We start from the raw sequence: 26,723 nt of genomic DNA, 5'->3' as shown, positions 1-26,723 counted from the left end.
TGATGCTTGAAACTTGAAACTCGAAACTTGAAATTCGAGTATTGAAAATTAAAGTGTAAGGAAAGGAAAGGAGTAACTCGTGTCAAATATTGTTATTGTCGGAACACAATGGGGAGATGAAGGCAAGGGCAAAATTGTGGATCTTCTGGCTGAATTTGCCAATGCTGTTGTACGGTTTCAGGGCGGAAATAATGCCGGTCATACCATGGTTGTCAATGGTGAACAGTTTATCAGCCATCTGGTGCCTTCGGGAATTTTACAGAAAAAAACCTGCTTTATCGGAAACGGGGTGGTGGTTGATCCCGCAGTGCTGGTGGAAGAGCTGGATTATCTGACCGAGAAGGGGACGGCTGCCGGGCCTGATAATCTGAAAATCAGTGAAAGAGCGCATATTATTATGCCTTATCATAAACAGGTTGACCATGCCCGGGAAAAAATGAAAGGGGATAAAAAAATCGGAACCACGGGCCGCGGCATCGGGCCTGCTTATGAAGATAAGGCCACCCGCAGGGGAATACGATTTGTTGAACTGCTGGACCCGGAAGTTTTCAGCGAAAGGGTGAAAACAATCCTGGAGGAAAAAAATTTTTACCTTAAAAATTACCTTTCATCCGAGACCTTGGACGCGGAAGCTATCATTGACGAATACAAAAAATATGGGGAACGGCTTGCCCCTCATGTGACAAATATTTCCGTGACACTTCAGGAAACGCTCAAAGCTGGCGGGCAGATTCTTTTTGAAGGTGCCCAGGGAACTCATCTTGATATTGATCATGGTACTTACCCATATGTCACCTCATCCAACACGGTTTCAGGAAACGCATGTGCGGGAGCAGGCGTAGGCCCGAAAGACATTACAGAGGTCATCGGTATTGTCAAAGCTTACACAACCCGGGTCGGGGCAGGGCCTTTTCCTTCAGAACTTTTTGATGATATCGGTAATAAAATCCAGGAAAAGGGGGCGGAATTCGGAGCCACCACCGGCAGAAGGCGGCGATGCGGATGGCTTGACACTGTTATTTTGAACAATGCAGTACGTCTGAACGGCCTGACAGGCATGGCAGTCACCAAGCTGGATGTCCTAGGCGGTCTGGAATCTCTTAATATCTGCACAGGCTATGAATATGAGGGAGAAATTCTGCATAATTTTCCGGCAAGCCTCAACGTCCTTGGCGCGTGCAAACCGATATACGAAACCCTTCCGGGCTGGTCAGAAGATATTTCAAATGTGCGGAAAAAAGAAGACCTTCCTTATAACACGAGGAAGTATCTCAGTCGTATTGAAGAAATTACAGAGATACCTATATATATTATATCCGTGGGACCGGGAAGAGATGAAACAATTATTGTAACCAATCCATTTTGTTAATTATATTTCCTCTCTCTGCTTCTCTCCCTTTACAGGGAGAGAGCAGGGCAGCCATGATGCGGAGGGATTTTGCCTTGGCGGGACCGGCATTTTATGGGGAAGCTGACTTATACGTTTTAGCTTTTATCCGCTCGTTATCAAGGTCCTGTCCGGTAACTGAATAGGTGTTCCCAATCGCTAAAAGCTTGCAGGCCTTGAAACTCCGAGCAAAGAAAAGAACGGTGACAAATGATTATCGTGAGTGCGTGTCTCATCGGCATAGCGTGCCGTTATGACGGTATGAGCAAAGCCGATGAAAAAGTTATTCAATATATTCAGGATAAACAGTGGATTCCTGTCTGCCCGGAACAGATGGGCGGGCTGCCCACCCCCCGGGAACGGGCTGAGATTGTGGGAAACCGCGTCCTGTCTCTGAGCGGAAAAGATGTGACCGAGGCATTTGAGAAGGGCGCAAAGGAAATTCTGAAACTTACGAAAATGGCCTGTGTGACAGAAGCTGTTCTCAAAGCCATGTCCCCGTCATGCGGCTGCGGAATGGTTTATGACGGCACGTTTTCAGGGATATTGCGGCCCGGTTCCGGAAAAACAGCTCAGATTCTCATGGAAAATGGAATCCGGGTTATTTCGGAAGAAATGCTGTGAATTGAGAATTAAACACCTCCAAACTCAGACGAAAAATTTGAAGGCATGGAGAAAAATTCGCCCTGCTCATGGGACGTTGAGGTCCCTGAATTGCATTTTTATGTCAAAATCCGGGGACGAAAATTGTGGGACCGAGAAAAAATTATGATTGTGGGGAGGAATAGGTGAGGTCTGCCTTTATTGTATCAGCGGAACCTGAAGTTTTCCGTATCATTAAAACTTCTCTGGGTTCAAAATATAGAATAAATAAGTCGTCCGGAAAAGAAGACGCATTGGAAATACTCAGAAAAAAACGTTATGATATTATTTTTATTGATCTTAAAATCCTTAATTCAGGAGGTGACTGCAAAAAGGCACTGAACATTTTTTGGGACCTCTATCCCTCAGTTGAAATTGTGGTCATGTCATCCCAAAACACGATCAGAGAGGCTGTCAGAGCTGTCAAAGCAGGGGCAAGTGACTATCTTACTTATCCTATTGATCCTGCGGAAGTAAGGCTTGTTGTTGAAAATATAAAAGAATCTTTTATTCTGCAGTCGGAGCTTGATTACCTGAGAGACAAATTTTGGAAATCAGATTTTCAGGAAATTGTCCGGACAAAAAATAACGCGATGAAAAAAGTTTTCGATAAGATCAGGTCTGCCGCGCCCACAAAGACAACTGTTCTGCTTACCGGCGAGACAGGCACGGGAAAAGGTGTTTTGGCAAAACTTATCCACTGGCACAGCAACCGGGGAAATGCCCAGTTCATAGGAATCCATTGCGGGGCAATTCCTGAGACGCTTATTGAAAGTGATCTGTTCGGACACGAAAAAGGAGCGTTTACCGGGGCCGTTCGAAAAAAGCCGGGCAAATTTGAAATTGCCAGGGGCGGGACAATTTTCCTGGATGAAATAGGCACCATTTCTCCGTCGGTTCAGATCAAACTTTTACAGGTGCTGCAGGACGGAACACTGTGTCTTGTGGGAGGCGATGAAACCATTGAAACAGATGTGAGAATCATCGCGGCCACAAATGCGGACCTGAAGAAAATGAGCGATGACGGTATGTTCAGAAAAGATCTCTATTATCGCCTGAATGTGTTTCCCATTGAAATTCCGCCACTGAGAGAAAGAACCGAGGATATTTCTTTTCTGGCAGATATTTTTTTAAAAAGGCTGAATAAGTCCTATACAAAGGAAATACACAGTGTTCATTCCCGGGTCTTTCAGGCCTTTGAAAAATATTCTTGGCCCGGGAATATAAGAGAAATGGAGAATCTCATGGAGAGAGCATATATACTTGAAACATCATCTGTGCTTACGCCTGAGAGCTTTCCCACAGAACTCTTTGAAGCCGAACCTTCGGCAGCATTTTTTCCTGTGGATTCTGCGATTCCGCTTGCAGAAGCAAGACGAAAAGCTGTTGAGGATTTTGAACGGCAGTATCTCAAAGATGTCCTGTCCCGTAACAAGGGAAAAATAAATAAATCTGCCGAAGATTCCGGGATAAGCACCCGCCAACTGAATAAACTGATGCAGAAATACAGCCTCAGAAAAGAAGAATTTAAGACTTGAAACTTGAAACTTGAAACTTGTGTGTCAATCCGAAGCCGAGCTAAAGGGCGGAATGATGAGCATGGCCGATTTTTAAATGTGCGGATGGGCTGTTTTCCCATCCACGATCGCTGCCAGTTCTTTTACGAATTCTCTCATCTGTTCTGCCTGAGAACTGAGTTCTTCCGAGGCTGATGCTAATTCTTCGGCATTTCCTGCGTTTTGCTGAACAACCTTTTCAGATGCTGCTATGGCTCTGTTCACCTCTTCAATTCCCTGGGCCTGGTATTTTGAGGTATTTGCAATTTCATCACTCAGTTGTTTTGCCCTGATGAAACCTTCATTGGTTCTGATGACGATTTCAGATCCCTGTCTTATTTTTTCCACGATGGATTCAATCAACTGAGTTGTGTCTCTGACAGCGTCTGCGGAACGGAGGGCAAGATTTCTGACTTCCCCCGCGACGACAGCAAATCCTGACCCGCTCACACCCGAGCGTGCGGCTTCCACTGCCGCGTTTAATGCAAGAAGACTGGTCTGAAAGGCAATTTCATCTATTGTTTTTATAATCTTCGATGTATTCTCACTTGCCTGAAAAATCTCTTTCATTGTGTCTGTCAGTTCGGACATAAGTTTTGCAGATATTTTCATGAGCTTGTCAGACTGTAATGCGTTATCTGAATTACTTTTTGTCATTGCTGATATTTCCTCCGTGGATGCTGAGGTTTCCTCTATGCTGGCTGCCTGTTCCAAAGTTCCTTCCGCCAGAAACTGACTTGATGAAGCGACTTGTGAGGAAGCGGCATTCACCTGTCTGGAAGAATCATTCACACCATCAATCACTTTTCTGAAGGCATAGGCTGTTCTTTTCAATTCTCCGCTGCTTAATTTGTTCAACCCTTTGAAAACATTTTTGAATGACATGACAACAGATTTTATTATATAAAAGCCTGCACCGAGAGGTAATATCAATCCCAGAATGCTTATAAGAATCATATAATTTTTTGAAGTTGAATAGTTTTCATCACTTATGACTCTGTCATTTTCCATATCTTTCAGGTTCCTGTCAACGATATAAACCATGGCAGCTTTGGCTTGGTCAGTCAATTCCCGGGCTTTGCTGCGTGATAATTCAAAAGCTTCCGCATTCCGTCCCGAACGTGTCAGTTTTACAGTCTCATCATGAATTTCCAGATAATTTTTCCAGATGTCTCCGAATTCATCCATCTTCTTCCTGCCTGCATCATCAAGCAATTCACGAAGCCTCCTTAGCCTTTCCTTCATATCATCTTTTATTTTAATGGTGTTTTTCAGATATATTTCCATTTCGTGTTTGCTGTGTGCCAGAATAATATTCTTTTCCGCTCTGGACAACGCTATGATATCCTGACTGATTCTTGCGCCAAGTTTTACTTTTTCAGCGGATACGTCAACGATATGATTGAGACGCTGGTTCATAGCGTCCAATTTATAAATCGCTGTCAGGGAAATAACCAGTCCTGCCAATGTCATAAAGATCAAAATGCTTCCCAGCTTTGCTGCGAGGCTGATATTGTTCATTTGATAAACCCTTTCTCTTATGTGATCTGTGTTAGGCCATCGGAGATCGCTGCCTGTTCAAAGTATATGCAAAAAATATGCCATTTGAAAAGGAGCGTATTTATATGCTTAGGAGCAGTTTTCATACCTTCTCAATATCATGTTTCGATTTTTTTCATTTTGGCACAGATATTGCATCATATTTGGGAAAGAATGTGGAAACTGAAAATCGGAGAGGGATATATGAAAGGGCAGAAAAGCGGACGGACAGGTTACCGTGAAATCACAACAAAAGGCATCGTCATTCCGGCTGAATGGGATGAAAAAGGAAATCCCACTGTAATTGCAGTCGCCACACACGAAGAACAGGAATATCTTATTGATAAAAATGATGAAAAATCAGATGAATTACTGGAAATTTTACATCAGGAGATAGAACTCACAGGCGTGCTTGGAAAGAAAGTAAAAAATCGCAGGACAATCACTGTCAAAAAATATTTTATTCGGAGTTCCGAATAGCGGCCATGAACTGATGATCACAACAAAGCATGAAACATGATCAGCTTTAAATTCCGAGTTTCAAGTTTCATATAAACGGCCATGGACTGTCGCTCACAACGAAAAATGAAAATGAGAGCAGAATTCTCAATTCTCAATTCTCAATTCTCAGGCGGGTGCTTTTCGATCTTCCAAATATGCCAAACGCCATGACAGGCATCCCCGGAAAAGCCATTGAAGAATCCGAGTGTCCCAGCACAATGCTGTCATTGAGAGCAACAATTGTTTCCCGTAGTTTTCCAAACATATTATATACTCTGGCAATGGGCTGATCTTTTTTTACAACATCCCCGGGGGTTGCCATAAATCTGACAATGCCGCTTGAAGAACTGAAAGGTTTGTCGGTGTATGTCAGAATTTTATTTTTAAAAATTTCCGGCAGCGGATAAGCAAAAGGCCGGTCCGCTGATTCTGTCATTTTCAGATATGACAAAATATTCCAAACCGATTTCACTCCGTATTCAATATTTTTTTCATTAACGATGTAAGATTCGCCCAGTTCGAGCGTCAGAGCAGGAATCTTCTTTCTTAGCAGATTGAAAGAAAGGCTTTTATGGAGCGTTTCCGAGTCCCGGATAATTAAGAAACCTGTCTTCTTAATGAACATTCTGGTTTTGTCATATATTTCCTGGCAACAGACTCCGGGATTCGGGTCTATCAGGGCATAAGGTATGGATTTTATCCAGTCATTGTGAAGATCCAGAACAAGAACAGGATCTTTTTCCAGGATTGTGGTCAATATTGTGTCTGCTATCCTCTCCCCCAGGGATCCGTTTTTATCTCCGGGGAAAGAGCGGTTCAGGTCTTCTTTGCTTAATGTGATATGGCGTGTGACATTCTCAAATCCAATAGGGTTCATGAGGGGGAAAGCGTAAACCGCCCCTCGAATCAGGCCGGTTTTTCTTATCTTTTTAAACAGCTCCTGGATAATGACGATACCGCCCACTTCATCGCCGTGCCCGCATGCGGTGAGCCAGACCGAAGGACCCGGATCGCTGCTTTCTGCTGACATAAAAGGCAGGCGTCTCCGGGTCAGGTCGGAACCGGTAAATATTTTAATAAACGAATATTTGATTTTTGCGGATGTGCCAGGCATTTTAGTTCGGCATTCCATTTGCTTCTGTTTTCAAAGCATTACCGTTATATATTAACGAGGAGTCTGTCATTCGCGTTTGTTCGATTCTCTCTTCCCCGGCCTGCAAAATCATCTCCAGCATTTCTGCATATGATATGCCTGCAAACTTTGCCATTTTTGCCAGATGCCCGTCCCAGCACCACCCCGGATTCGGATTCACTTCCAGAAGCCTGGGATTTCCCTCTGCATCCAGCCTCCAGTCCATGCGGGTATAATCTCTGCACTCCAGACGATCCAGCAGTTTCATGCAGCATTCTGTAATATATTTTTCAGTTGCATCCGGCAGGTTTGCCGGAACAGATTTAATTTTGAAATACGGAGAATCCGGGAGCCATTTTGCCTCATAACCGCAGACCCTGGGCAGATCAGGCGGAACTTCCGAATAATCCTCCTCGGTAATGGGGAGAACCGTGTAAGAAGTAAAAGAATTCCCGATAATTCCGACACTCAGATCTTTTCCGGTGAGAAATTCCTCCACCAGAATCGGCTTTTCATATCCGAATTTCTCCCGTATGATTGAAATCGCATTGATCAGGTCTTCGTAGTTCTCTGTCACGCTTTGCTGTGTGATGCCGAAACTGGAATCTCCGAAATTGGGTTTGACAATCACAGGAAAAGAAAACGGCAGGTTGAACATCGTATCCTCCGGTTCGATGAAAAAAGCCTGGGGAACAGGAATGCCCATTTCCTTGGCAATCCCGCGAACCAGAGATTTGTCATAGCAGAAGGCCAGACACTGGGAAGATGATCCTGTGTAGGGAATATTCAGCATATCCAGCAGAGCCGGAATATGAAGCTCCATACGAGGGTCATTATTATATCCTTCGTCACACAGGTTTAAAACAAAAACAGGCTTTTCTGACAGCTTCTGAAGATCCTGAATGACGGTGTTGTGATTTGTCAAATATTTGAAATTATAACCTTTGAGCGTGCGTAGCGCGGACTTGAGCTGGTCAATGGTGTAAAAATCATCATCATCAAAAACAGCACACGGTTTCAGCGGATCTGGTTTGTTCGGATCTCCGAAGAGTACAACAAAATTTTTCCTCTGAGATTTTCTGGCTTTTTTCTTAACCGGTGTCCATTCTTTTCTGACCTGGGCAGTGACAGTGATGCGTTTCTCCATCATCCCCAGATCCTGGTTTCTCACAGAGTCTGTCAGCATTTCACCGTGTATTTCCACATTGCTGAAGCCAGCTTTTTCCAGCAGCGTTATCAGTTCGTCTTTATTATAAAGTCGTTCCGCATAGAACTGATCCGCGATCACACCTTTTGTTATGTCCGTTATCACTTCTCTTGATATAAGACGTTGAGTGCCAGCAGAAAGAGAACGCTCCCGGCAGACAAAATGTTTTCTGTCCACCCATTCCCATGAACGGGCCTGAAAATTTTTCCTGAGATATTCCCCGTCCGTCACGTCAAGAAGCAGTCTTCCCCAGGGAGTGAGAACCCTGAATATCTCCCTCAGCACTCTGTGGTCATCCGAGGCTGCCTCAAAATACCCGAAGCTGTTGCCAAGCACTGTGACAACTTCAAACTTATCCGCAGGATAAGGGAGTTTCCTCACATCCCCTTCTCGAAATCTGACATGCAGGTTCTCTTTTTTGGCAAGGGCTTTGGCTTTCTGAATCAGATACCTGGAACGATCCAATCCTTCGATTTTGAAGCCTCTTTGTGCCAGTTCAAGAACATGACGCCCCTGACCGCAGCATAAATCAAGTATTGTATCTTCAGGCGTAAGTTTCAGAACATTTATAAATGTGTCAGCTTCCCTCCTGGTGATTTTTGTATCTTCCACCACATCCGCATCGGTTTTCAGATAGAGCGCGTTGAATATGTGCCGCCACCATTCCGGGTGAACATAATCCTCAAGAGAGGAAACAGGCCCCAGTGATTTTGAGACAGCTTTGCTGCTTTTAGTTTGTTTTGAAGCTTTTTCAGAAGACTTCTTATGAAAAGCGTCCATTGTTATTTATCCCTGATATTCAGGAAGGTTAAAAGAAAAACCGGGCAGCCTTATGATATCAGAAAGCTGCCCGGGAAAAGGGGGTTGGTTTACACAGATGAACTTCTCAGTCAGGCAGACCGAAAATTTTTCTTAAAAAAAGAGTCCCAATTTTTGATCTGCTGATTTTTAATCCGAGTTCGAATTTTCCTCATCAGCCGGTAATTCCTCATCAGCCGGTAATTCTTCATCAGCCGGGGGGAGTTCATCATCCGGCATTTCTGTTTCCGTCCCGCCTTCAAGCGATCCTTCCTCATCTCCGGAAACCGCTGCCTCGTCACTTGTATTTTCAGCAGTTGCAATGATCACATCTGCTGTTTTTTCATTCGCATAAACTGCGCCGACAAATTGAAACAAACATATTGCGCCAATAAGACACGCAATTATAATCATTCTGTTTTTCATTTTTCTACTCCTTAATTTTGGTTTAACAGTTTTTCTGGTTTTCTGATTCAGTAAACCGCTCCCTGAATTTTATCATAAGCAAAATCCCTGCCAAATAATATTTTTTCAAACTTCAAATTCAAAAATTAAATAAATATTAGATAGTTAAAAAAAAATAATTTTGATCAGACCTGTCTGTGAAATCAGAATCGGAAATCTGATTTCCTATCATCTGTCAAAATCGGAACTCATATGTCCGATTTCGCTAAACACTAGCCCATCCACAAAAATGCAAAAGAAACAAATTGGAATAAGGGATGAAAAAATATGGCGGTGATGTGTAATTTTTTGAGCCTGCTGAACATCTCTGGCATGTATTTTGCTAAATATTCATCTGGCCGGACTTTAATCATTTCAAAACAGAAGGAAACCAAACCATATGAAAAAAAATAAAAATATCAGAAATCATCCCCTGGCGGATTCTCAGACTCCCAAGGCTGTTCTTGAACGTATCGCAGGCTACGACATCGCCCGGGGAGTGGCAATCTTTTTCATGATTATTATAAACTTCAGCTGCGTGTTTTCAGTTACTGAATCTGATCCCCTTTGGCTTTTTCGGATCGTAGAGACATTTGAAGGGAGGGCGGCCGCTACATTTGTTATTCTTGCAGGTGTGGGAATCTCACTTCTTTGCAGACCGGCCCGATTGGCAAATGACAAGGCGGGCATAAGGAACAATCAGAAAATGCTGCTCAGGCGAGCCTTTTTTCTTATTATTACCGGCCTGTCCTTTTGTTATACATGGCCCCCTGACATATTGCATTTTTATGGTATTTATCTGATTATAGCAGTGTTCTTTCTGACTGCTTCTGACCGGCGTTTATTAATGACAGCTTTTTTTTCCGCAATTGTATTTTATGTTCTTTTGTTCTTTTTTGACTACGGGGCAGGCTGGGATGGTGAAACATCTTACTATGCTGACATTTTTACCATTAAGGGAATGATCCGCAATCTGTGTTTCAATGGATTTTACCCGATTTTTCCGTGGACTGTTTTTCTATTTGTCGGTATGTGGCTTGGCAGAAAGGACGCTGGCAATGTTCAATTCCGAAAAAAGATCATATTTGCAAGTCTTTGTATGATTTTTGCAGCGGAATTTGCTTCATTTTATCTGAACCAGGCGTATTCGACTGTTAATAATTTTGAGACAGGTCAGGGAAAAGTCATATCTTACAGCACGGTTCCCGATGAGGTGAGTCTTTGGGCTGACGTAGCTCCTTTTCCGCCAAGTCCTCTGTTCATGATCTCCGGCGGAGCAACAGCCCTGATTGTTATCATGCTGAGTATCATTCTTGCAGAAAAATATCCGACTGCAAAATGGCTCAAACTTTTTGAAACAGCAGGACAGTTGTCACTGACTTTTTATGCGGCTCATGTGCTTCTTGGAATAAATATTTTGGATATGCTCGAATACGGTGAGGAAGAAGGTATTGTTTTCTCTGTCACCTCCGCGCTTGTTTTTTTAACAGGGGCTTTTATGTTCGCGTCTTTCTGGAAAAAAAGATGGAAAAAAGGCCCGCTGGAATGGGTAATGCGCGAGTTTTCAGATTTTCCAGTGCCTTTTAGGAATCTCAGGATAAAGACCTTCGGAGTTTCCAAAACCTCGCGGGTCCGACCGCATTGAGAGAAATATGGCTTTTAAGAAAAAGATTATCCGGAGTGTAAAGCCTGCTTTGCGAGTCATGCCCCGGAAGCCTCCGAATTCCAGAGACTCACAAAGCAAGGTTTGTACTCCGGATGATAAAGAGCTGCTCGAATTAACTAAAACCTTATTCATCCCATTCATCATTATGATGAATTTTTTTGTTGTACTTTTTCTTTCTTTTTCCCTGGAAGCCGTTTCCGGCAGACCGCTTCTTTTTCCTGCATTCCGAACAGCGCGTTGGCTCGTCAAAGCCTTTGGCTGCAAAATAGTTCTGTTCCGAAATACTGAAATTAAACGGCTCGTCACACTGAATGCAATAGATTACCTTGTCTTCCATTTTTTTAATATACTCGTCCTGTTCCATGTCTTTTACCCAATACTTCCAATGTATCATTCACCACCATAAACGCGTCAGGATCCAGTTCCAGAACAAGCGCCTTCATTTTGCTGAGTTCGGTCATGGCAGTGATTGTAAAAATTACTTTTTTTTCTTTTCCGGTAAAAGCCCCCTCCCCTCTGAGAAAAGTCACTCCCCGGCTTTTGGTCTCATTTATGGCTTTTGCAATCATATCCGCATAGTCAGAAATGACAATCAGAGATTTCCTTGCGTTGAAACCGGAAAGAATGGTATCACATACTCTGCAACTGACAAACAGAAATACAATTGAATAGAGAAGCACCTGCACATCGTAAATATAAGCACCTGCTATGAGAACCGAGGTATTGGAAACAAAGCTGATTGAGCCGATCCGGAATCCGAAGTTCTTGTTCAGATAAATGCTGAGTATGTCCAGTCCCCCGGCCGAACCCACGGAACGCAGAATCAGTCCCCATCCGGTGCCGCAGACCACGCCAGCCGAAATCGCCGCAAGCATGGGGTCTCTGATCTCAGGGATCGGCAGGTGAACAGTATTGGCAGCATAAGAGAAAAAAATCATGCCAAACAATGTATATAGCATAAATCTTCGGCTGATATGACCCCATCCCAGAATAATCAGCGGTATGTTCAGCATAAAATAGCTCCATCCGATTTCAATGTGGGAAAACAGATAGTGAACAAGTATGGATATGCCCAAAACTCCCCCGCTCAGAAACCCGTGAGGAACCTGAATGCTGTTTATCCCGATGGCATATACAATACTTCCCAGAGCTATCAGCCCCGCATTTGTCAGAACTGATCTGGCAGACATGAGATGTTTGTGAAATTCTATTCTTTTAGGTAAGGCAATTGCTTCCATATTAATGTAAATCCTTTGCAAATTATTTTTTATATTTTCAGCAGATGGAAAATATCCTTAAATCGCTTCGGGCGGATTGACAAATCCGCCTGAAATGCTTGGGACTTATCAATCCCGATCGAGCAATTCACAGACACTTCCCATCTGCTGACTTTGCCAAACTGTAAGTTTGGCACCGGACAATTTTTTATAGGCAGTTTTGAATGAAAAAATATGTCAGACTTTACCTATAGCAACTTTTATGCCAACCGCTATTTCTTAATTCAAAACTTCGAAACGCTGATATTTTAACAGAACAGGAGAGCGTCAGTATTACCAGAAAAATTTGATTATATTATCTGATATAATTATAAAAAATACAGTCAGGAAATTATCATTCCTGAATGCAGATGACAGTGATATGATAAAAACAAATCTTTTTGGATAATAAAGCACTCATTAATGAGAATTCTGAGTTCTGTTTTAATCAGAAAAGAGGAACTCGGAGTACCATTTTTTCATTTCTTCTGTGAATATCATTCCAAGGAACGGTTATGAGGAGAGTGACAGCCAGACCGGCCTCAGCCACACACGAAAGATGGGAGCATGCGGTTAAGGCTGGAACCGTAAGATGGACAGAGACGGCCGTTAAGGACATCTTAATGAGGCTGCGAAATTTGGTGGTGTTCTAAAACTGGACTTGATCCGATATTTGCTAAATTGATTCAAGGGGTTAAAAAGTTTAAGTCCAGTTTTAGAACACTACCCGAAATTTATTGCAGGAGATTCTCCGCCTTGGTGAGAGAAGTTCGCAAAGCAACACGTCCTCTCAATTTTTCTTCGGAAAGGCGAGGGTGTGCCGGAAAGCGGCAGAACGGACATTCGGGAAATATTCATAAAAAGCTGCAGACTGATATGTCAGGTTACAACTCATAAGGTGTTTGTTCCAGCTTTCATACATGGCGTGAGAGACCTTGCCTCCGTGTGGAAGCGCAGGACTGGCGATTCTCAGAAAACAGACTGCTGACCGGAAATAACGGATATCCTGAACTGCATGACCGGCTTGTCGCCGTCACCGCAGGATATTTCAATATTCCGATTGTTATAAATGATCCTGTTATCTGAGATTCCGAATTTCTCGAAATTGTCTAAAGTGGTTGCAGGGTGGTGAGGCGCAGCGTAACCCGCCGTCATCGTCAGAAATGATGACCTTCTCTGGAAAATGGTGGGTTTCGCTCCGCTTCACCCACCCTACAACTACTCCGATCCCAGATATTCAGAAAGACGGCACGGATTCTCCCCATGAGGCTTCAGTCCCGAAGGGACGGCTGAAAACAGCCCGGCAATTCATTGCTGACACAGATATTTAAATCATAAATATGTTCAGAAGTCAAGCCGCTTTCAGAATTCTCAGGGCGGGCGGACACCGCCACTGTTGGGAAGAAGCATTCCCCGGCATGTCGGCGCACAGGGTTTTTGTCCGTTCTGACCAGATCGCTTCGGACGGAGAAGCTTGTGGAGGGCGGGAATTGCCAATTCGAGGCGCTGACACCGGAGATTCCGAAAACGGCCTCGGAGATGACGGACATTCCCGAACCGCATGACCGGCTCATCAGGATTTAGCCAATGTAGCTTGGGTTAAGGAACGAAACTCGACATTTTTATGGACACCGTAGGTTGGAGTTTCATTCCTCAACCCAACCTACGGAACTGTTGCCTTCGTTTATCACCTCATACCAGAAGCTTTTTGCAATATATAAATGACTTCGCTCAACGTGATTTTTCCATCTCCGTTTATATCTGAATCAAGATAATGAGTATCTGCATCTATACCAACCAGCATCTTCAAACCTAATATGGCATCACCCAAATCAATTTCTCCGACAATATAGGAACTCGGGGCAGTGCCAACTCTATATTCCTGAAAGTTTGTGTAACCGTCCCCGTCGGAATCGCTTTGTGCATCAAAAGGATTAAACGGGTTGAGATTATAGCGAAATTCATAGTCATCCGGCATCCCGTCTCCGTCCGTATCTTCCTGAACCGGATTGGTTCCCAATTCCGATTCTTCCAGATTTGTCAGACCGTCATTATCACTGTCTTCGGAGGCATCGTCAGCACTGTTCAGATTAAGGCCATATTGCGATTCAAACTGGTTTGTCATGCCGTCGTTGTCATCATCATCAGTTACACCCTGCCCGGTTAATGTCACATTGAGTGTCGGCACATCCGGATCATTTGACGGAATGATGAGCGAAGCTGTTTTCATGCCTGTGGATTTTGGTTTAAAAAATACTTTCACAGTACGGCTTTCCCCTGGTGTTATAGTCTGACCGGAGCAGGTGTCATCCTGCATATAAAAATCTGCGCTGGAGACAGAAAGCTGACCAATAGCCAGATCATCGCCTCCGATATTGGAAACGGTAAATATCTGCTGATTCTGCCCGGCACGGACAAGTGCGTTGTAAGCGTTCAGCCTCCCGCCGGTTACAGTTTTGCCCTGTAAGTCAGCAACCGGGTCAACAGAGGAAAGAATCGCTTCTTTTACCTGAGTTGCCGTTAGCCAAGGATATTTTGACCATATCAGGCTCGCAACACCGGAAACATGGGGGGTTGCCATTGAGGTTCCGCTAATGGTACGATATCCATTTGGTATTGTGCTGTAAATGGCCGAGCCCGGAGCTCCGAGATCAACCGATGTTAGTCCATAGTTAGAAAAAGAAGAACGATGGTCATGGCGATCTGTTGATGCAACAGCAATAATATTATCCAAGGTGTAACTGGAGGGATAATGAGGAGAGCTATCATTATCCAAACCATCGTTTCCTGCTGCTGCAATAAAAAGTTGTCCCGCATCGTTCGCTTTTTGAATAGCCTCGTGTAACGATCTGGAATATTCATCTATCCCCCAGCTATTACTGGTAATTTTTGCACCCATCTTTACTGCATACCCTATAGCTCGTACAGCATCCGTCACCCGACCTGCTTTCAGTGCCATTATTTTTGCCGACCAATTGACTCCGGTAATACCAATTCCATTATTTCCGACAGCAGCAATGGTTCCGGCACAATGGGTTCCATGGTAATCACCGTCATAGGGATCACTATCCCCATTTATAAAATCATAGCCATACACATCATCAACGTAATCATTTCCATCATCATCAATACCGTTATCAGGAATTTCACCCGGATTTTTCCACATGTTTGTTGCGAGATCAGGATGATTATAATCTACGCCACTATCAATTACTGCAACAACAACCTCGTTTCCGGTTTCAATTTCCCATGCTTCAGGCGCGTCAATATCCGCATCTGTCTGTCCGCTGGTCTGTCCCGTATTGTTCAAGCCCCAAAGTTCGGAAAAACCAGGATCGTCAGGTGTTGCATTGTTAAGCCGAATAATATAGTTCGGCTCAATGTACTCAACGGCCGGATCGTTCCAGTAGCGTGTCAATACATCCTCAACATCTTCAGGCACTTCCCATACCTCGGCACCAATACTGGGAAGTTCGGCGATTGCAGTGGCATTAAGGCTCTTCTGGATTATGGGACCGCGTGATCTGCGTTTGCCAGGTTTCATTTTGATAATAACCTGATTTTCAATATATTCGCTGGCAATTTGGATAGCGGGTGTCGGTTTTTCAAATTCAGATGAAAACATCTGGGATGTGAGATATTGTGATGATCTGCGTTTTGATGAAGTTTGTACTGGCAGACTTCCAAAATCATGACTTTCCGGTATGACTGATATGACAGGCTGCAAACCGCTGCTCTGTTTTACTTCAACAGTCTGAGGACTGTCGGCTGTATCAGTAGCCGTAATTGTAATTTTGCCAGTTCTGATTTCTCCGGAATTGGCATCATAACTCACAGTAATTATGCCGTCATTTGTGCCGGAAATCGGATCAACTGAAAGCCAGTCCGCATTTTCCGATACTGTCCACTCCATTGTGCCTGTGCCTGTGTTTGCAACAGTAAAGCTTGTTGTTCCGTCTGTTTCAGGAATCTCCTGTAAAGCCGGAGTAACTGATAAGACCGGTTGGAACCCGGAAACCTGCCTTATTTCAACAATCTGAGGACTGTTCACTGCTTCGGGTGCTGTGACGGTAATCTTCCCCACTCTTATATCATCAGTATTCGCATCGTAATTTATTGTAATTGTCCCATCATCTGTGCCGGAACTCGGGTCAATGGAGAACCAGTCAGCATTTCCCGATGCTGTCCATTCCATTGTGCCTGTGCCTGTGTTTGTGATTTCCACTGTGGCTGTGCCGCCTGTTTCGGGCAAGTCACCGGAAGGCGGGATAACAGACAGAATCGGTTGGAATCCGGGAGACTGTCTCAGTTCAACCGTCTGAGGGCTGTTCATTGCTCCGGGAGCCGTAACAGTAATTGTCCCAGTCCTTGCTTTGTCAGGGTTGCTGTCATAATTTACAGTAATCTTCCCGTTATTTGTGCCGGAACTGGGTTCAATGGAGAACCAGTCAGCATTTCCCGATGCTGTCCACTCCATCATAACTGTATCTGTATTCGCAACAGAGAACCTTGTTGTTCCGCCTGTTTCAGAAACTTGCCGGGAAGTCGGAGTGACAGATAAAATTGCCGAACTTCCTGTTGCGAGTGAAAAGTTGATATCCGATGTGGTCTCTCCTGTTTTCACTTCTACTGACGAGGCTTCATCGCATTGAGAGGCTCCATCTTCAATGTTCCACCACTCTCTGAGATAATTCGGCACATTATACGTCCAGGCCAGAAGCTGATATTCACCTTCGGGCAGGGCAACATAATAATCTCCGTTCTCATCGCTGAAACCTGAATTGTACTCATCTTTGCAGTTCGTAAAAGTTCCTATTTCTATATTTGCTATTGGCTGATCATCACTTGAAGTCACTTTTCCAGAAATTATTCCGCCTTCTTCCAAAGAAAAATTGATATTCTCTGTGGTTTCTCCTGTTTTCACATCTACCGGCGCAGCGTTGGGACAGTGAAATGTTCCGTTTCCACCGTTCCATATCTCATTAACGAAATTTCTCGGGGGATTACTGTTTCCGCACGCAACATCAGTGGCGATGAAATGGGAACCTTCAGGAACTGCAAAAGAATAATTTCCGTTTCCATCGGTGACACTGCCTCCCTGCCACACATTTCCGCACTGCCCTCCGGTGCTGGCGTTCACACACACATTCGGAATCGGCTGTCCGTCAGCAGAGGTTACTTTTCCGGAAATTACTCCGCCTTGTTCCAGAGAGAAATTGATATCCGGTGTGGTCTGTCCTGCAATAACATTCACAAGCTTGGCATCATTGGCGTTTGCCACGCCGTCCTCACCGTCCCAGCATTCGTTAACGTAATCCAGCGGCAGACTGCTTTCGCTCCATGAATTATTGGTGCAAACATAGCAACTGCCTTCCGGAACAATGAGACAATAATATCCGTCTTTATCAGTAGTGTACTCTACCCCCCACCAATGGCCTGTTTTGGAAGCATATACATATATATTGGAAACAGCTTGGCCGTCACTTGTGGTTACCCTTCCTGAAATTCTGCCACCGTCTGCCAGTAAAAAATCAATATTCGGAGTAATTTCTCCCTTGACAACGTTTACCGGAACAGATTCACTGCATTTGTATGTGCCTTCTTTCCCGTTCCAGAATTCACCAGCAGAATTCAGTGAGGTATTACTAAGACTGCAACCAACTTCCGTATTAATATAATAATCGCCTTCGGGAACCACAACGGAATAATTGCCATTTTCATCAGTACCGGTTTCAAACCACACGCTTCCGCCGCATTGTGTTTCATTAGCTCCTATATGTGCATTTGGAAGCGGCTGTCCGTTGGCCGTGGTGATTTTCCCTGAAATCCAGCCGCCCTCCTCCAGTGAAAAATTAATATCCGATGTGGTCTGTCCGGCTGCCACGGTCACCGAGTCAGCTCCGTTGCATCCGACTGTCTGGCCCGCTTCGTTCCAGAACTCGTCAACCAGATTTGACGAGGTGTTCCCTCCGCCGCAAGATATATCCGTATTGACAAAATAGATGCCTTCGGGAACAGAAAAGGAATAGATTCCGTTCTCATCCGTCACATTGCCACCCTGCAAGCTGCCGCCACATGAATCTGTCGCATTTACACATATATTGGGAACCGGATCCCCGTCGGCTGTGATTACCTTTCCTGAAATCCTGCCGCCCTCCTCCAGTGAAAAATTAATATCCGATGTGATCTGTCCGGCTGCCACGGTCACCGAGTCAGCTCCGTTGCATCCGACTGTCTGGCCCGCTTCGTTCCAGAACTCGTCAACCAGATTTGACGAGGTGTTCCCTCCGCCGCAAAATATATCTGTATTGACAAAATAGATGCCTTCGGGAACAGAAAAGGAATAGATTCCGTTCTCATCCGTCACATTGCCACCTTGCAACTGGCCACCGCATGAATCTGTCGCATTTACACATATATTGGGAACCGGCTCCCCGTCGGCCGTGATTACCTTTCCTGAAATTCTGCCGCCTTGGTTCAGCGAGAAGTTGATATCCGGTGTGGTCTGTCCTGTTGTGACATTCACAGGCGAGGCTTCTTCAGGAACTGGCACGCCCTCCTCACCGTTCCAGCACTCATTGACGTAGCTGGCTTCCTGAACACATGACGCATTGACACACACATAATAGCTTCCGGGCGGAGCCACGACAAAATAGTCGCCGTTTTCATCCGCACCGTGTCCGCCGACCCTTGCGCCCTCATCATCATAGACATCCACGCTGCATATGTCCTTTAAGGGCCGGTTGTCGGCCGAGACAATACTTCCCTCGATAAAGCCGCCCCGTTCCAGTACGAAATTGATTCCACCGGCAGTCTGTCCCGAAATAACGGACACCAGCTCGCCGCCGTCCAAATTGCCTACCCCGCCGTCGCCAGTCCATGACTTATCCGCATAATTCTGACGAATCTCACATGACGAATCCGTTTGAATTCGATACTTCCCTTCGGGCATTTCGGCAATCAGATACTTCCCGTCTTCATCTGTCTTGGCTCCCCAGCTTCTCTCACTATCAGAAGCATATACGCATACATTCGCAATCGGCTGTCCGTCGACTGCTGTTATTCTTCCTGAAACCCCGCTGCTTTCAGCCAGTGAAAAGTTGATATCCGATGTGGTCTGTCCCGTTTTTGCAGTTATTGGTTCTGCGTCATTGCAGTCAGTTGTTCCCTCTCCGCCGTCCCACCATTCCATGAAATATTCCGGGGCATTATAAGTCCATGCGGTGAGATAATATTCTCCATCGGACACCGTGACAGAGTAATTTCCGTTCTCGTCAGTGAAACATCCATAGTATATGTCTTTAGACACATCGTCACAGTTTGAATAAGCTCCTATTTCAAGATTGGCAATGGGCTGACCGTCTTTTGTGGTCACCTTCCCGGAAATTGTGCCGCCTTCAATCGGTGAAAAGTTGATGTCTGATGTGGTCTGTCCTTTAATTACACTTACTGGTTCAGCTTTATTACATTCACTTGCTCCCTCTCCATTGTTCCACCATTGCCCCAGATAATTTTGAACACCGTTCCATGTTTCCACATAATAAGTACCTTCCGGTACTACGAAAACATAATCCCCGTTTTCATCAGTCTCAGTCATAAAAGGTGAAAAACTCTCACACTCAAAACGTGCGGTCAGCCCCATACCCGCGATTGGCTGACCGTCTTTTGAGGTGACTTTCCCGGAAATTCTGCCGCCTTCAGCCAATGAAAAATTGATATCCGAAGTAATTTTCTCTGAAACAACAGTTACCGCTTTGGCTTGCTCGACATCAAACGTACCGTCTTCACCATTCCATAACTCATTATGAAAGTTCAGATGAATGTTTTCACTGTTGCATAAAACTTCTGTACCAACAAAATAACTCCCCGCCGGAACCTCAAAGGAATAATTTCCGTTCTCATCAGAAGTTCCTCCGCCTTTCCATACGGCTCCGTATTTATCTTCGGAAGCATTCACACATATACTCGGAATTGGCTGTCCGTCGCTTGCGGTTATTTTTCCAGAAATTCCGCTTGTGGATTGCGCCTGTACCGCTGATGTCAAAATTGTCAGCATCAATACTGCAAATGCTAACGCTTCCATCCCTATGCTCGTTGATGATTTTTTGAGCCTGTTCATCACACTGCCTCCTTTTCTGTAACGACTTCAATTAGTTCACCATACGGGATATTTCTAATCAAATAATCAGATTGTGCTGGTTATTTCATAAATCATAAGAAGTCAATGGGGTGAAAAGAGTATTTCAGGGGTGCTAAATGCTACCTAATTTTGTAAGAGCCTATAATTATGAGAGAAGAGAATCAAATTAAAAAGACCGTTTACTAAAAGCAAACGGCTTTTTTTGAAATCAGAGCTGTGGTGATTCCGGATATAATCCGATTTATGATGTTCCTCTGAAATTCAGCCACCCATGCATCTGTCTTCCTCTGAACTGCCGCGTCAATCTGAAGGCTGAAATCCCTCACCCGTTGAATCAGCTTCAGCGGCTCATTACTTTGCCGCTCGGCAATCAGCATCATCCAATCATACTCAGTAGATCGAAAAGTTTCCGGACTGTGTGCGGGCATGGCAGAGAAACCCGGCTTTTTTTCCCCGGACAGAAGGCTCCCCCCGCCGGAAAAAGCCGGGTTTCTCCCCCGTTCGCCGTGTCTGTCCCGCGACAGCCCGAAAACTTTTCGATCTACTGATACTGAAACTCCTTTAACGTCTTTTCCAGCGACAACTGTGTCATGGCATAGTGCATCCATCCGATGGACAACCCGAGCAATCTGTTATAACTTACAAAGGCGGCGGCCATTGAGCCTGATAAACCGGAAATAACAAATTCCAAACACCAATTTCCAAATAAATTCCAAATCTCAATATCCGAATAAGACTGAATTTCCTCCTGCCTTTTGACATACCAGTCAATGTTCTCTCATGCCTTTTTCACGGCCCACTGATAGACAGAAGCGAGAGATTTCGACGGATTGTCCGAATCTCACACAGGGAGATCAACACTGTATGACATATCTGAATCTTGTAATTACAATAATTTATGATCGAATTGTATTGAACAGACTCTGAGGTTTTATTTTATAAGACAAGAAGAGGGGTCAATGGGGTGAAAGGAGTATTTGGGGGACAAAATGCTACCAATTGATAATTGGGCTGAACAAAAATATCTGCCAGTTGGATATACAATTGACGGGGTTTTGCATAAGTTCATTTTCCGAAAAAAATTGAAGGGCTATTATCTGTCGTCCCTGCGGGACTGAAATATACGAGAAATCAACGTCCTGCTTCTTCAATCTCGTAAGCGGGTCTGAACAATTTAAGTCGGTTATCCAACCTTTCATATAATTCATCGAATGTTATGCACAGGATGGGAACAGAATTCAGAACCATCTTGTCTGATCGCCAATTCAGCCTTGACTGAACCTTTTCGCTTATGGCATAAGAACGTCCCACAACCAGAATGCCTGTAATAGGTGACATCCTCGCCGCCGAATCTGACGCTGAAATCCCTGATCGGCCTCTGATCCTCCAATTTATAAAATCAGTCAACCAGTTGGCTTAATCCATGTTCAAACCGGGGAGACCACTCCGTTGTTGCTCTGTTAGCCACCTTTCTGAAAACACTGTCTTTTTTGGCATCTTCAAACTCAACAAAACAATATGCTTTGGAATAAGAATCTCCGACAGCCAGATCTGTTTTAAAATCGCCCCAGATATCAAATTCATAAGCGATTTTATCACACACAGATATATTCGGATTAAAAGAGCCTGTAAATGCGGAAAGATGTTTCCTTTGTCTGAAAAAAGGGAGGATATCGTCTTTTTCACTGATGTCCGACTTCGAATCCAATAAAATTTTCAAGTCATCCATCTCCTTCATACATTTTTTTATATCAAACTCAAGCGTCTCGAAATCCTTCATAAAGATTCCCCGCCGAGTTTGGATGAGGAGAACATTCGTTGAAGCGTATTCTGTTTTACAACCTCCAGGATTGTCAGCTTACCTTCAGAAATCTTTGCTATGGCTCTTAACTGGTCAGAAAGCTTCAACATGGGGTGATGAAAATGTCACAAACCGGGCTGATAATTGCGATCCCATTTTTATTCCGTATTTTTTTTATGACTTAAAAATCAGCCAGTTAAAAAATGCGGGGAACAAAAACGGGATCAGCTTTTTCAGAGTCTTGGAAACATTTTCATCACCCCAGCTTCAACATATATATATTTTCCATATCTGGCAGTTTTATTGCCTTAAACAAGTCAAGCACAGCCCCGGGATCATCTTCATGACGATATAACCTCATGAATTCCTCCTTGTCATTATTCCCGAGCGCCTCAAATGCGATTCTTGACGATTTTGTTAAATGAATCATGTCGGACTCCGTAATTTTAGTTTTCATCAGCAAGCTATTTTCATCTCCGGCCAGGAAAATATCGTCGGGTTGCCGGAGTCATAATGAGTGTAATGATAGCCAGAAAATATGAACTCAATGGAAATCAACGAACCGAGATGAAAAACTCGGGTCATAATAAGTGTAATGATAGCCAGAAAATATGAACAGGTCAAGAACTGTTTTGTAATTGTAACAGCCTGATAACTGACACTATTCAGCCCTGTCCCCACGGGACTAAAAAAAAGGGAAGCCGGGTTCCCGGCAATGAATTGTCGGATTGTTTTTAGTCGTCCTTCCGGGACAAAGGACAAATCCGAAAACACGGATAAAACAGAGCTTGACTTTTTTACAAATGTAATTACAATGTGTTTACTTATGAACGACAGGAGGTCACATAATGAGAGCGCGTATTATAAAAATTGGCAATTCGCAGGGCATCAGAATTCCGAAGCCCTTGCTGGATCAGAGCGGGATAAGCACGGATGTCGAGTTGGAAGTGGAGAAGCATCGGATAATCATTCGCCCGGTCCCGGATGTGAGAGCCGGATGGGACAATGCCTTCAAACAGATGGCTCAGAATGGCGATGATTCCCTTGAAAGCGGTGCGGATGTCATCTCGCATTCATGGGATGAGGATGAATGGGAATGGTAGTCAGCAGATTCGATGTATGTCTTGTCAATCTTGATCCCACTGTCGGGTCCGAGATAAAAAAAGTCAGACCATGTCTGGTCATTTCCCCGGACGAGATGAATCATAATATACGCACGGTAATTGTCGCCCCCATGACCACGGCCGGAAAAAATTACCCCACGCGGGTTCAATGCATGTTCAAAAGAAAAAAGGGACAGATTGTTCTTGATCAGATACGCACTGTTGACAAAACCCGAGTCATTAAAAAGCTCGGCGTTATTGATCTGAAAACTCAGACAGAAGTTATCTCCGTCTTACAGCAGTTATTTTCGTTCTGATATCGGCCGGGGCAGAAGGAGTGTTTGAACGGGACAAAATATCACCTTCAACAATTGACTGATCAAAGTAACAATTTCAATGAATCGTCGGGCTATTATCGGCCGTCCATGCGGGACTTAAAAAAGGGGAATTCGCTTCCCGGCAATGAATTGCAGGGCTATTCTCAGTCGTCCCTCCGGGACTTAAAAAAGGGGGGAATTCGCTTCCCGGCAATGAATTACCGGGCTATTCTCAGTCGTCCCTCCGGGACTTAAAAAAGAGGAGAAATCCGGCTCCCGGCAATGAATTGCAGGGCTATTCTCAGTCGTCCCTCCGGGACTTAAAAAAGGGGGGAATTCGCTTCCCGGCAATAAATTACCGGGCTATTCTCAGTCGTCCCTCCGGGACTTAAAAAAGAGGAGAAATCCGGCTCCCGGCAATGAATTGCAGGGCTATTCTCAGTCGTCCCTCCGGGACTTAAAAAAGGGGGGAATTCGCTTCCCGGCAATGAATTACCGGGCTATTCTCAGTCGTCCCTCCGGGACTTAAAAAAGGGGGGAATTCGCTTCCCGGCAATGAATTACCGGGCTATTCTCAGTCGTCCCTCCGGGACTTAAAAAAGGGGGGAATTCGCTTCCCGGCAATGAATTGCAGGGCTATTTTCAGTCGTCCCTATGGGACTTTAAAAAGGGGAATTCGCTTCCCGGCAATGAATTGCAGGGCTATTCTCAGTCGTCCCTCCGGGACTTAAAAAAGGGGGGAATTCGCCTCCCGGCAATGAATTACCGGGCTATTCTCAGTCGTCCCTCCGGGACTTAAAAAAGGGGAATTCGCTTCCCGGCAATGAATTACCGGGCTATTCTCAGTCGTCCCTCCGGGACTTAAAAAAGGGGGGAATTCGCCCATAGGTGTAAAGTTAAGGATACTTAACTAACCTGCTAACGGTATGATTTCAAAAAATAAATTCACATTTATCAGATTGAAAAGACGGAAAGACAGAGGCATGCCTTTACCCGGCTGCCCGAGTTCCGAGAGGTTTACCTTTACATATTTATAGTTTTCAAGAACTGCTCCGTCGATAAGTACATCAAGGGAGTTTTTTCTGCTTTTCTGCCTCTCTTTCCGGCATGTGTCAGTTATTTTTGCTATCATTTTCCTGACATGTTTTGCCGCTTTGTCAGCAGAATCCGAAAGCAGCACTGTCAGACCGGCTATGTTTCTTCTGAAATATTTCACTGTCTTGTCAATACTTACCTCTTCGCCGAGTATCCGCCATGCCTCTGATCTGGCATTCGAATAACAGTAGGATATGAACATCACAACTATCGCTTTTCCCAATACTTCGCACCTGAGCCTGTCCTCATTGTTTCTTACTTCTGTTTTATGAATGTTCAATACCGATTTAAACTGTTTGAAAAATAATTCCACAGACCATCTGATCGGATAAAATGCAAGGATGGTTCTCACATCCTCCGTTTTCTCAGCAGGAATATTTGTCATCATAAAGTTCCACTCACACAGTCGCAGTGATTCTTTCTTGGGGGTTCTTCCTTTCTTTTTGGCATTCTGACACATTTTTCTCCGTTTTTTGTTTGCAACTTCTTCCGGAACTCTGACTGCGAAAAAGCGTATCTTTATCTTTTTCTCTTTGTTTCCCGTATAACATTCGAATTCAAATATTGTCTCATTGCCGTTCAGCTTTTTCAATATCTCCGAGATTCCGATTCTCTCATATTCTTCCCCTTTCTTTATATACAGACCGATTCCGGAATAATTAAAACGGGATATGAAAAAGGCTTCTTTGTCATCAGTTATTTTCAGCATGTCCGCAATTGAATATCCCAGATCGAAAATAAGCAGATCATCCGCGCTGATCTGATCGCCCAGTGTCTTCGAATAACTCTGATCGTTACACGTTTGTTTTTTTATATCAAACAGCTGAATCACTCCGGTTTTGTAATCATACATTAACTGAACTTTGCAACCCGCAATGTTATATCCCGGAAATGCGGATTTCAGGCCCGGGGGCAGCTCCCATGACGAACTGTCAATAATATTCACTCTGCCGAACTGATTTAATACGTCAATATTGATATTATGTCCGTTTTCAGTCGCCGTTCTGAAAAAAAATGAAAAAACTTCTGTCAGAAAATCAATGGCATACTGATTAAAACGGTCATTTATTCCCGCCCTTGAAATACATTCGGACAGATTTTCCGCTATGGCACCCAGAGTTATTGTGGTCGTTGTCAGCGAACCGAAAGTCAGCGATATGAAAAATTCGAATGCGTCCAATTTCCGTTTTCTCTTTATGAAACCGGTTTTTTCAGCTATTTTTCTGATCTTTCCTTTTTTGAAAAACTTTTTAACTGTTCTGACATCAATTTTAATCTGTTTATTTATCATTGCACAGTCCTCCCAAATATGATCTTATGAGATTGTCGGATATTTTGTTTTTTTCACACAGTCCGGAATATCAGCATGTGCTGAGAGATGCAATGAAAAAGTAATTTGCGACACGGCATTTCTTGCATTTTATTTAAACAACAACCATATGTTATAAAAGGATATTTTTACAATTCAGCAGTTCCTTAACTTTACACCTATGGGAATTCGCCTCCCGGCAATGAATTACCGGGCTATTCTCAGTCGTCCCTCCGGGACTTAAAAAAGAGGAGAAATCCGGCTCCCGGCAATGAATTGCAGGGCTATTCTCAGTCGTCCCTCCGGGACTTAAAAAAGGGGGGAATTCGCTTCCCGGCAATGAATTGCAGGGCTATTCTCAGTCGTCCCTCCGGGACTTAAAAAAGGGGGGAATTCGCTTCCCGGCAATAAATTACCGGGCTATTCTCAGTCGTCCCTCCGGGACTTAAAAAAGGGGGGAATTCGCTTCCCGGCAATAAATTACCGGGCTATTCTCAGTCGTCCCTCCGGGACTTAAAAAAGGGGGGAATTCGCTTCCCGGCAATGAATTGCAGGGCTATTTTCAGTCGTCCCTATGGGACTTTAAAAAGGGGAATTCGCTTCCCGGCAATGAATTACCGGGCTATTCTCAGTCGTCCCTCCGGGACTTAAAAAAGGGGGGAATTCGCCTCCCGGCAATGAATTACCGGGCTATTCTCAGTCGTCCCTCCGGGACTTAAAAAAGGGGGGAATTCGCTTCCCGGCAATGAATTGCAGGGCTATTCTCAGTCGTCCCTCCGGGACTTAAAAAAGGGGGGAATTCGCTTCCCGGCAATAAATTACCGGGCTAT

General features: G+C 44.3%; 23 protein-coding genes. 9 read left to right on the top strand and 14 right to left on the bottom strand.

The genetic code is table 11. The annotated features are described in order from the left end of the window. The first annotated feature begins 79 nt into the window (after positions 1-79). The 3 genes from dnm_RS08155 (at position 80) to dnm_RS08145 (ending at position 3,567) form a co-directional block, all read left to right on the top strand. Entirely contained in the window at positions 80-1,369 is a 1,290-nt protein-coding gene (locus dnm_RS08155; RefSeq protein WP_207682180.1) for an adenylosuccinate synthase, read from the top strand. 228 nt (positions 1,370-1,597) lie between these two features. After that, positions 1,598-2,011 carry a 2-thiouracil desulfurase family protein gene (locus tag dnm_RS08150; RefSeq protein WP_207682179.1) on the top strand — a complete coding sequence of 138 codons (414 nt, stop codon included), beginning with the start codon at positions 1,598-1,600 and terminating at the stop codon, positions 2,009-2,011. A 164-nt stretch (positions 2,012-2,175) separates the two neighbouring features. Next, a complete protein-coding gene (locus dnm_RS08145) occupies positions 2,176-3,567 on the top strand; it encodes a sigma-54-dependent transcriptional regulator (RefSeq protein ID WP_207682178.1) in 1,392 nt (463 codons plus the stop codon). A 72-nt stretch (positions 3,568-3,639) separates the two neighbouring features. On the opposite strand, the gene dnm_RS08140 is transcribed toward dnm_RS08145, so the two are convergent. Continuing rightward, positions 3,640-5,106 (bottom strand): methyl-accepting chemotaxis protein, encoded by a 1,467-nt coding sequence (locus dnm_RS08140; protein WP_207682177.1) that lies wholly within the window; start codon positions 5,104-5,106, stop codon positions 3,640-3,642. Positions 5,107-5,328: 222 nt separating this feature from the next. Here dnm_RS08140 and dnm_RS08135 point away from each other — a divergent pair, with 222 nt between their 5' ends. Beyond that, positions 5,329-5,604, top strand: coding sequence for a hypothetical protein (locus tag dnm_RS08135; protein ID WP_207682176.1), 276 nt, complete (start codon positions 5,329-5,331; stop codon positions 5,602-5,604). Between the two features lie 133 nt (positions 5,605-5,737). On the opposite strand, the gene dnm_RS08130 is transcribed toward dnm_RS08135, so the two are convergent. The 3 genes from dnm_RS08130 to dnm_RS08120 all read right to left on the bottom strand — a co-directional run bounded on the left by dnm_RS08130 (position 5,738) and on the right by dnm_RS08120 (position 9,188). Next, on the bottom strand, positions 5,738-6,757 hold the full coding sequence (locus dnm_RS08130; RefSeq protein WP_207682175.1) for a succinylglutamate desuccinylase/aspartoacylase family protein: 1,020 nt from the start codon (positions 6,755-6,757) through the stop codon (positions 5,738-5,740). Continuing rightward, a complete protein-coding gene (locus tag dnm_RS08125; RefSeq protein ID WP_207682174.1) occupies positions 6,741-8,744 on the bottom strand; it encodes a methyltransferase domain-containing protein in 2,004 nt (667 codons plus the stop codon). Before dnm_RS08125 ends, dnm_RS08130 begins: the two co-directional genes overlap by 17 nt. Positions 8,745-8,912: 168 nt before the next feature. Next, complete coding sequence (locus dnm_RS08120; protein WP_207682173.1) at positions 8,913-9,188, bottom strand: hypothetical protein; 276 nt, start codon at positions 9,186-9,188, stop codon at positions 8,913-8,915. Between the two features lie 418 nt (positions 9,189-9,606). Between dnm_RS08120 and dnm_RS08115 the strand changes: the two genes are divergently transcribed. Further along, a complete protein-coding gene (locus dnm_RS08115) occupies positions 9,607-10,851 on the top strand; it encodes a DUF418 domain-containing protein (protein ID WP_207682172.1) in 1,245 nt (414 codons plus the stop codon). A gap of 145 nt (positions 10,852-10,996) precedes the next feature. Here the strand turns inward: dnm_RS08115 and dnm_RS08110 are convergent, their stop codons facing one another. Continuing rightward, positions 10,997-11,209 (bottom strand): zinc-ribbon domain containing protein, encoded by a 213-nt coding sequence (locus dnm_RS08110; RefSeq protein WP_207682171.1) that lies wholly within the window; start codon positions 11,207-11,209, stop codon positions 10,997-10,999. A 4-nt stretch (positions 11,210-11,213) separates the two neighbouring features. Next, positions 11,214-12,110: a YitT family protein gene (locus dnm_RS08105; protein ID WP_207682170.1), complete on the bottom strand. Its 897-nt coding sequence runs from the start codon at positions 12,108-12,110 to the stop codon at positions 11,214-11,216. A gap of 963 nt (positions 12,111-13,073) precedes the next feature. On the opposite strand from dnm_RS08105, the gene dnm_RS08100 reads away from it, so the two are divergent. After that, positions 13,074-13,214 carry a hypothetical protein gene (locus tag dnm_RS08100; protein ID WP_207682169.1) on the top strand — a complete coding sequence of 47 codons (141 nt, stop codon included), beginning with the start codon at positions 13,074-13,076 and terminating at the stop codon, positions 13,212-13,214. A gap of 254 nt (positions 13,215-13,468) precedes the next feature. Beyond that, positions 13,469-13,693: a hypothetical protein gene (locus dnm_RS08095; protein ID WP_207682168.1), complete on the top strand. Its 225-nt coding sequence runs from the start codon at positions 13,469-13,471 to the stop codon at positions 13,691-13,693. Positions 13,694-13,815: 122 nt separating this feature from the next. Here dnm_RS08095 and dnm_RS31205 read toward each other — a convergent pair whose 3' ends face one another. The 7 genes from dnm_RS31205 to dnm_RS08065 form a co-directional block, all read right to left on the bottom strand. Next, complete coding sequence (locus dnm_RS31205; protein WP_207682167.1) at positions 13,816-20,247, bottom strand: carboxypeptidase regulatory-like domain-containing protein; 6,432 nt, start codon at positions 20,245-20,247, stop codon at positions 13,816-13,818. A 203-nt stretch (positions 20,248-20,450) separates the two neighbouring features. Continuing rightward, positions 20,451-20,648, bottom strand: a complete 198-nt coding sequence (locus tag dnm_RS08085; protein WP_207682166.1) for a hypothetical protein — start codon at positions 20,646-20,648, stop codon at positions 20,451-20,453. Between the two features lie 161 nt (positions 20,649-20,809). Beyond that, a complete protein-coding gene (locus dnm_RS08080) occupies positions 20,810-20,959 on the bottom strand; it encodes a hypothetical protein (protein WP_207682165.1) in 150 nt (49 codons plus the stop codon). Between the two features lie 440 nt (positions 20,960-21,399). Then, the gene (locus tag dnm_RS31200) at positions 21,400-21,606 is read right to left on the bottom strand and encodes a Shedu immune nuclease family protein (protein ID WP_207682164.1); all 207 of its coding nucleotides are present in this window, start codon (positions 21,604-21,606) and stop codon (positions 21,400-21,402) included. Positions 21,607-21,667: 61 nt separating this feature from the next. After that, positions 21,668-22,048: a Shedu anti-phage system protein SduA domain-containing protein gene (locus tag dnm_RS31195; protein ID WP_207682163.1), complete on the bottom strand. Its 381-nt coding sequence runs from the start codon at positions 22,046-22,048 to the stop codon at positions 21,668-21,670. Then, positions 22,045-22,179 carry a hypothetical protein gene (locus dnm_RS31190; RefSeq protein ID WP_276571864.1) on the bottom strand — a complete coding sequence of 45 codons (135 nt, stop codon included), beginning with the start codon at positions 22,177-22,179 and terminating at the stop codon, positions 22,045-22,047. The genes dnm_RS31195 and dnm_RS31190 overlap by 4 nt, the downstream gene beginning before the upstream one ends. A 146-nt stretch (positions 22,180-22,325) precedes the next feature. Next, on the bottom strand, positions 22,326-22,499 hold the full coding sequence (locus tag dnm_RS08065; protein ID WP_207682162.1) for a hypothetical protein: 174 nt from the start codon (positions 22,497-22,499) through the stop codon (positions 22,326-22,328). A gap of 418 nt (positions 22,500-22,917) precedes the next feature. Here dnm_RS08065 and dnm_RS08060 point away from each other — a divergent pair, with 418 nt between their 5' ends. Together dnm_RS08060 and dnm_RS08055 are read left to right on the top strand one after the other, a co-directional pair. Next, entirely contained in the window at positions 22,918-23,172 is a 255-nt protein-coding gene (locus dnm_RS08060; RefSeq protein ID WP_207682161.1) for an AbrB/MazE/SpoVT family DNA-binding domain-containing protein, read from the top strand. Further along, a complete protein-coding gene (locus dnm_RS08055; RefSeq protein WP_207682160.1) occupies positions 23,166-23,489 on the top strand; it encodes a type II toxin-antitoxin system PemK/MazF family toxin in 324 nt (107 codons plus the stop codon). Before dnm_RS08060 ends, dnm_RS08055 begins: the two co-directional genes overlap by 7 nt. 910 nt (positions 23,490-24,399) lie before the next feature. Here the strand turns inward: dnm_RS08055 and dnm_RS08050 are convergent. Then, positions 24,400-25,875, bottom strand: coding sequence for an IS4 family transposase (locus dnm_RS08050; RefSeq protein WP_207679109.1), 1,476 nt, complete (start codon positions 25,873-25,875; stop codon positions 24,400-24,402). Positions 25,876-26,723: the final 848 nt, after the last annotated feature.

The sequence above is a fragment of the Desulfonema magnum genome (assembly GCF_017377395.1).
In the GTDB taxonomy this organism is placed as follows: domain Bacteria; phylum Desulfobacterota; class Desulfobacteria; order Desulfobacterales; family 4be13; genus Desulfonema_C; species Desulfonema_C magnum.
Note: the sequence above shows the minus strand (reverse complement) of the source record. Positions and strands in the feature narration are given on the sequence as shown.

Excerpts from the sequence above, each read along its gene's own strand:
- dnm_RS08050 (WP_207679109.1), bottom strand. The coding sequence starts at position 25,875 with ATGATAAATAAACAGATTAAAATTGATGTCAGAACAGTTAAAAAGTTT.
- dnm_RS31200 (WP_207682164.1), bottom strand. The coding sequence starts at position 21,606 with ATGTCACCTATTACAGGCATTCTGGTTGTGGGACGTTCTTATGCCATA.
- dnm_RS08110 (WP_207682171.1), bottom strand. The coding sequence starts at position 11,209 with ATGGAAGACAAGGTAATCTATTGCATTCAGTGTGACGAGCCGTTTAAT.
- dnm_RS08140 (WP_207682177.1), bottom strand. The coding sequence starts at position 5,106 with ATGAACAATATCAGCCTCGCAGCAAAGCTGGGAAGCATTTTGATCTTT.
- dnm_RS08120 (WP_207682173.1), bottom strand. The coding sequence starts at position 9,188 with ATGAAAAACAGAATGATTATAATTGCGTGTCTTATTGGCGCAATATGT.
- dnm_RS08135 (WP_207682176.1), top strand. The coding sequence starts at position 5,329 with ATGAAAGGGCAGAAAAGCGGACGGACAGGTTACCGTGAAATCACAACA.
- dnm_RS08085 (WP_207682166.1), bottom strand. The coding sequence starts at position 20,648 with ATGATGCTGATTGCCGAGCGGCAAAGTAATGAGCCGCTGAAGCTGATT.
- dnm_RS31195 (WP_207682163.1), bottom strand. The coding sequence starts at position 22,048 with ATGAAGGATTTCGAGACGCTTGAGTTTGATATAAAAAAATGTATGAAG.
- dnm_RS08125 (WP_207682174.1), bottom strand. The coding sequence starts at position 8,744 with ATGGACGCTTTTCATAAGAAGTCTTCTGAAAAAGCTTCAAAACAAACT.
- dnm_RS08150 (WP_207682179.1), top strand. The coding sequence starts at position 1,598 with ATGATTATCGTGAGTGCGTGTCTCATCGGCATAGCGTGCCGTTATGAC.
- dnm_RS08105 (WP_207682170.1), bottom strand. The coding sequence starts at position 12,110 with ATGGAAGCAATTGCCTTACCTAAAAGAATAGAATTTCACAAACATCTC.
- dnm_RS08095 (WP_207682168.1), top strand. The coding sequence starts at position 13,469 with ATGTTCAGAAGTCAAGCCGCTTTCAGAATTCTCAGGGCGGGCGGACAC.
- dnm_RS08060 (WP_207682161.1), top strand. The coding sequence starts at position 22,918 with ATGAGAGCGCGTATTATAAAAATTGGCAATTCGCAGGGCATCAGAATT.
- dnm_RS31205 (WP_207682167.1), bottom strand. The coding sequence starts at position 20,247 with ATGAACAGGCTCAAAAAATCATCAACGAGCATAGGGATGGAAGCGTTA.
- dnm_RS08055 (WP_207682160.1), top strand. The coding sequence starts at position 23,166 with ATGGTAGTCAGCAGATTCGATGTATGTCTTGTCAATCTTGATCCCACT.
- dnm_RS08065 (WP_207682162.1), bottom strand. The coding sequence starts at position 22,499 with ATGATTCATTTAACAAAATCGTCAAGAATCGCATTTGAGGCGCTCGGG.
- dnm_RS08130 (WP_207682175.1), bottom strand. The coding sequence starts at position 6,757 with ATGGAATGCCGAACTAAAATGCCTGGCACATCCGCAAAAATCAAATAT.
- dnm_RS08115 (WP_207682172.1), top strand. The coding sequence starts at position 9,607 with ATGAAAAAAAATAAAAATATCAGAAATCATCCCCTGGCGGATTCTCAG.
- dnm_RS31190 (WP_276571864.1), bottom strand. The coding sequence starts at position 22,179 with ATGTTGAAGCTTTCTGACCAGTTAAGAGCCATAGCAAAGATTTCTGAA.